The 3,005-nt window shown below is 41.7% G+C and carries 4 protein-coding genes and 1 tRNA gene; all 5 read right to left on the bottom strand.

Annotated features, from left to right (window positions below):
- Positions 1–79 precede the first annotated feature (79 nt).
- Positions 80–538, bottom strand: coding sequence for a ribosomal protein S18-alanine N-acetyltransferase (gene rimI, locus WMZ97_RS15315; protein WP_343272963.1), 459 nt, complete (start codon positions 536–538; stop codon positions 80–82).
- Positions 531–1,238, bottom strand: coding sequence for a tRNA (adenosine(37)-N6)-threonylcarbamoyltransferase complex dimerization subunit type 1 TsaB (gene tsaB / locus WMZ97_RS15310; protein ID WP_343272962.1), 708 nt, complete (start codon positions 1,236–1,238; stop codon positions 531–533). Before tsaB ends, rimI begins: the two co-directional genes overlap by 8 nt.
- A 21-nt stretch (positions 1,239–1,259) precedes the next feature.
- Positions 1,260–1,721, bottom strand: a complete 462-nt coding sequence (gene tsaE / locus WMZ97_RS15305; protein ID WP_343272961.1) for a tRNA (adenosine(37)-N6)-threonylcarbamoyltransferase complex ATPase subunit type 1 TsaE — start codon at positions 1,719–1,721, stop codon at positions 1,260–1,262.
- Positions 1,714–2,694 (bottom strand): thiamine-phosphate kinase, encoded by a 981-nt coding sequence (gene thiL / locus WMZ97_RS15300; RefSeq protein ID WP_343272960.1) that lies wholly within the window; start codon positions 2,692–2,694, stop codon positions 1,714–1,716. The genes tsaE and thiL overlap by 8 nt, the downstream gene beginning before the upstream one ends.
- Before the next feature lie 234 nt (positions 2,695–2,928).
- Positions 2,929–3,005 (bottom strand) — tRNA-Asp (locus WMZ97_RS15295).

Here is a 3,005-nt window from a genome sequence, read left to right as displayed (position 1 = left end):
ATTAGCAATAATTTCTCGTCCATTTCTAACAATTGCCACCGCCGTTTCATCACAGCTTGTCTCGATGGCCAGAATATAGTTATCGTTTTTCATATAAATTCACCCACATTACCATTGCATCTTCCTGATTATCGGTATAATAGTTTTTACGTATACCACCTGGGACTAAGCCAAACTTTCGATACAAATGCTGAGCAATCAGATTCGATAGCCTAACTTCCAATGACAAACGCCGGCCACCTATATGAAAAGCTTGTATCATCACATATCGAAATAATTTTTCCCCTAGCCTATTCCCCCGGTATTCAGGTAAGATAGCAATATTCGTTATTTGCGCATCATCTGCAACCACCCAAAGACCAGCATATCCAACAATTTTTTGATCCACTAGCACGACAAAATAATGTGCAAATTGATTATCAACTATTTCTTGTTGAAAAATATCGCGTGGCCATGGTACAGCAAATGATGCCTTCTCAACTTTAGTTACCCCATCAATATCCTTTTCTTCCATTCGACGAATAACTAATTCAGCCATTTGTCTTCTGATCCTTTTGCGCATCCAGCCATTTTGCTTCTGCTTCCGCCAAACGTAAATAATTTGGAGTTAAAGCGTGTGTATTGTCTGCACCCTTTTGTAACCCAGCTAAGGCCAGATGTGATGGGTTAGCTATCATGTACGGACCGTCTGGGATGACAGCCAACTCCCCCATCTCTTCCACTACTTTCTCCCGGTATAATGCCATATCCGGGCTTAAAAATAGAACCGTTTGCTGTGCTGCAGCTAATGGCTTGAGCCAGTCCGTCATTGCCACATTCTGTTCCTGCTTGACTGTCTGGAGTTGATTACCCTGCCACTGAAACAAACCTGCATAAACATTTGCACGCCGAGCATCAAAGAACGGACAAATCAATCGATTAGAGAAGCGCCCTTGGTATGCCAGCACTTCCAAACTTGACACACCTGTCACCGGGATGTCTAAAGCCCATGCCATTGCTTTGGCTGTTGCCAGACCAATTCGCACTCCTGTAAAGGATCCCGGCCCTTTTGCAACTGCTATTTTATCCAGCATATCAGGAGTCATGTCTGTTTCACGCATTAATTGATCAATTGCCGGCATTAACCGGACGGAATGGTTTTTCTTAATGTTTGTTACAAACTCCCCAACTAGTATGTCATCTTTCATTAAAGCGACACCTAATACTTGATTTGATGTATCTATTGCCAATAAATTCATTACAGTAACCCCTCAAAACATTTATTCTCCAGCCATCAATGCGGCAACCATCTCTTCAAAATGGCTACCACTCGGGCTAAATTCGATTAAACGTGCATGTTCCCCCAGATATGTAAGGCGTATATTTAATCGATCATACGGTAAAAACTCGTCAATAAATTGCGCCCATTCAACGATGCAGATACCATCATTATTAAAATAATCGGAGAAGCCAATATCTTCATCGGTATCTTCCAGACGATACACGTCCATATGATACAATGGTATGCTACCCATGTACTCTTTGATAATTGTAAATGTCGGGCTGTTAACTGTTCGCTTCACACCAATACCGCGTGCGACCCCTTTCGTAAACGCTGTTTTTCCTGCACCTAGATCACCTTCCAGGGTAATCACATCACCTGGTTTTAACAGTTTAGCCAGTCGCTCAGCCAATATAATGGTTTCTGTTTCCGAATAAGTTTCTATTTTGTAATTACTCATCCTGCATCACCTGCTTTAAGTGCGTATATCCCTGCTTTTCTAATGGCCGTTTCTGATCATTCTCTTGTAAATAGACCATCTCTGAACAACGCTCAGTTACATAGCCAATTTCAGTTATTCGGGTACGTGTACTCTCGGCAGCCTGAACCACAAGTGGCCAATCACTTCTAGGCACAGTACCGATCAATTCAAAATCTTCTCCCCCGAATAATGACCACGTCCGTTGCTGACTTGCCGTAAACTGGTGAAATTCATCACTAACAGGTAACTTAGCAAAATCGAGTACCAGCGTAACCCCGGAACCATTAGCAATTTCAGCTGCCTCATTTGCTATCCCATCGCTAATATCATTTAATGCGACCCGTGAAACATACGTAAGATTCATGGCAAAGGATACCCTCGGCGCTGGTTTTCGATGACGCTGGATATAGAAATCACGGTCTTTATAGTCATCCGGATTCTTTAATATGTGTAAACCTGCTCGAGAATCGCCCAATGTTCCTGTAACGAACACAACATCTCCTGAGCGTGCCAAGTGGCGATAGCGTGCTTTATCCCTAGGAACATACCCAATAACAGTAATGGAGATAGACAATTCTTTTCCCGAAACGGTATCCCCGCCAATCAAATCCATTTGAAAATGACCAGCCATTTTTTTCATTCCTCTAAATATTTGTTGGATCTCTTCAGTTTTCCAATGCGATGGAATAACAATCGAAACCAGATAAAAAGCAGGTTTAGAACCCATTGCTGCCAAATCACTGACATTCGCAGCAAGTGCTCGGTAGCCAACATAAAATGGGTCCATTGTCGCCCGTGAAAAATGGATATTTTCCACAAACGTATCCACTGCTGTTACGATGTCTTGACTTGTCTGCCTAAATATCGCCATATCATCGCCAACTCCCTTTATTAAGGAAGCTTGTTTATAACTAGCCTGTTTAAGACTATTAATAAGTGAAAATTCGTCCATCTAAATCACCAATCTTAAAAAGTTTACTACACTCATCATAGCAAAATAGGATAAGAAAAGGAAAATGTATCTGCAGGATAATTCAAAGTTGCGATTCAAACAGTATAGATTATTCCCTTCCTTTAGCTAGAACACTCACGAAAGAACGAAGTAATAATCAAATTTATTAAAATCCAATATAAAAAACACATGATCTCATGAAATGAAAGCATGTGTTGAACGTCTCTAAATTAATGGCGGTCTGGACGGGACTCGAACCCGCGACCTCCTGCGTGACAGGCAGGCATTCTAACCAGCTGAACTACCAGACC

Origin of the sequence: Lentibacillus songyuanensis (assembly GCF_039548255.1) — a bacterium.
Lineage (GTDB): Bacteria > Bacillota > Bacilli > Bacillales > Amphibacillaceae > Lentibacillus_C > Lentibacillus_C songyuanensis.
This window is presented reverse-complemented; position numbering and strand designations above follow the sequence as displayed.

Bases quoted from the DNA above. Each gene is read 5' to 3' on its own strand.
- rimI (WP_343272963.1), bottom strand. From the start codon at position 538: ATGGCTGAATTAGTTATTCGTCGAATGGAAGAAAAGGATATTGATGGG.
- tsaB (WP_343272962.1), bottom strand. From the start codon at position 1,238: ATGAATTTATTGGCAATAGATACATCAAATCAAGTATTAGGTGTCGCT.
- tsaE (WP_343272961.1), bottom strand. From the start codon at position 1,721: ATGAGTAATTACAAAATAGAAACTTATTCGGAAACAGAAACCATTATA.
- thiL (WP_343272960.1), bottom strand. From the start codon at position 2,694: ATGGACGAATTTTCACTTATTAATAGTCTTAAACAGGCTAGTTATAAA.